Consider the following 1,799-nt stretch of genomic DNA (forward strand, 5'->3'; position numbering starts at 1 on the left):
TCGTGTGACTCTCATCGATCTCCTCCTCAAGAGTGATACTTCGCCACCGCCCGGCGGCGCTTCGATAACAATTCTACTAACACCGATAGTAGTTACTCGCCTGTCCGGTGCCCACAAAACGGGCGGTGAACTGCGCAAACAACGCCGCTAATGCCCGATTAGTTCGCTTCGTAGTGGAGCCGCGTGTGACTGGTGGGGCACAAGTGACTTGTGGTGTGATCTCGCGGGTACACGCATGGCACTAGTGCGTGGGTCTACGACGTCCGTGGGGAAGGTGCGACCGCATGCAGATGGTGTTGACATCGCTACGGGTCAAGGCGGGGCAGCGGTGGGGCCCCAAGGCGCTGGGGGTGGCGGTGGCGGTGTGTGTGGGCGTTGCGCCTGTGATCGCCACCGCACCGGCGGCGGCCTCGACCGATGGACATGTGGCCGGGGAGTTGATCGCGATCGTGCAGGACTCGGTGAAGGCCGCATTGGGTGGTGCTGCAGCGGCGAGTTTGGGGGAGCCGATCACGCAGGCGGCGTCCTGCCTGGGCGCTCAGGCCCAGTCGGGCAGTGTCGGCGATGCGGGCAGTGTGAGCGCGCTGCAGTGCTTCGGAACGTTTTCGCGCATCGATCCGATAGACGGGTTCCGGATCATCGACGCGTTACCGCTGGCCCGGCTGGTGGCCACCCTGATCGCCGCGATCGTGCCGCACGATCCGAACGAGCCGCATGGCCCCCAACCGCAGGAACCCGGAACGCCGACGCCGCTGCTGCCCGGTAGTGGCGGCGCGGTGGCGCCGACTGCGGGTGAGATCACGTCCACCTTCGGTGACGGACGGGGCCATCAGGGCATTGATATCGGTAATGATCTGGGTGCGCCGATTGTCGCTGTGGCTGACGGGGAAGTCATCACCTCCGGACCCGCTGAGGGGTTCGGGTTGTGGATGCGGATCCGCCACGATGACGGCACGATCACCACCTACGGCCACAACGACGAGAATCTGCTCGAGCAGGGCGCGCGAGTACGGATGGGGCAATCGATCGCCACGGTGGGCAACCGTGGGGTGTCGACCGGCCCGCATCTGCATTTCGAGGTTCTCGATCCGACGGGAGTCAACGTTGATCCGGCACAGTGGCTGGCCGATCGTGGGGTGGTTCTGGCGATGGCCGCTGATGCCGACGCCCCCGCGCCGGGGCCGGTGGTGCCCCAGTGGGTCGGCGAACGACGCCTGTGACGAGCCAGCGCGGTGTGGTGGGTCAGGAACGAACGAGGCGAGCGATGGCCGCCGAGGCTTCAGCGATCTTCTCCTGTGCCTCGTCGCCGCCGGAGTGGGCGGCATCGAGCACGCAGTGGGTGAGGTGGTCGTCGAGCAAGCCCAGCGCCACCCCCTCCAGTGCCTTGGTCAGCGCCGAGATCTGGGTCAGGATGTCGATGCAGTACTGCTCCTCATCGACCATCCGGTGGATACCTCGGGATTGGCCTTCGATGCGCTTGAGCCGGGCCAGGTATTTGCCCTTGTCGCTGATGTAACCGTGGGAGGAGTGTTCCGGTGCGGAGGAGTTTCCCGGGGCGGAGGCAGTGGTCATGGACTCACCTTCTCAGTGGATCGCGGTCGGTTGTGCTGCAGTGCACGCACTGTACTCGCGCCTGGGTGCAGGTCGAGTCGGCGCAGCAGTTGCGCGTTGAGTGCGACCACGACCGTCGAGGCTGACATCAGGATCGCTCCGACCGACATCGGCAGGACGAACCCGATGGGCGCAAGAATTCCAGCGGCCAGCGGTACAGAGATCAGGTTGTATCCCGCTGCCCACCA

The 1,799-nt window shown here is 65.3% G+C and carries 2 protein-coding genes and 1 pseudogene; 1 reads left to right on the forward strand and 2 read right to left on the reverse strand.

Annotation, left to right across the window (positions count from 1 at the left end):
• Window positions 1-284 precede the first annotated feature (284 nt).
• The gene (locus ACZ4TW_RS23980; protein ID WP_465547017.1) at window positions 285-1,220 is read left to right on the forward strand and encodes a M23 family metallopeptidase; all 936 of its coding nucleotides are present in this window, start codon (window positions 285-287) and stop codon (window positions 1,218-1,220) included.
• A 22-nt stretch (window positions 1,221-1,242) separates the two neighbouring features.
• On the opposite strand, the gene ACZ4TW_RS23985 is transcribed toward ACZ4TW_RS23980, so the two are convergent.
• Together ACZ4TW_RS23985 and ACZ4TW_RS23990 are read right to left on the reverse strand one after the other, a co-directional pair.
• Entirely contained in the window at window positions 1,243-1,572 is a 330-nt protein-coding gene (locus tag ACZ4TW_RS23985) for a metal-sensitive transcriptional regulator (RefSeq protein ID WP_006357621.1), read from the reverse strand.
• Window positions 1,569-1,799: pseudogene (locus ACZ4TW_RS23990) on the reverse strand (hypothetical protein); the annotation flags it as partial. The pseudogene ACZ4TW_RS23990 and the gene ACZ4TW_RS23985, both read right to left, overlap by 4 nt.

Source organism: Agromyces sp. NPDC029043, from assembly GCF_055564615.1.

Coding starts and splice junctions, on each gene's coding strand:
- ACZ4TW_RS23980 (WP_465547017.1), top strand. CDS start 285: ATGCAGATGGTGTTGACATCGCTACGGGTCAAGGCGGGGCAGCGGTGG.
- ACZ4TW_RS23985 (WP_006357621.1), bottom strand. CDS start 1,572: ATGACCACTGCCTCCGCCCCGGGAAACTCCTCCGCACCGGAACACTCC.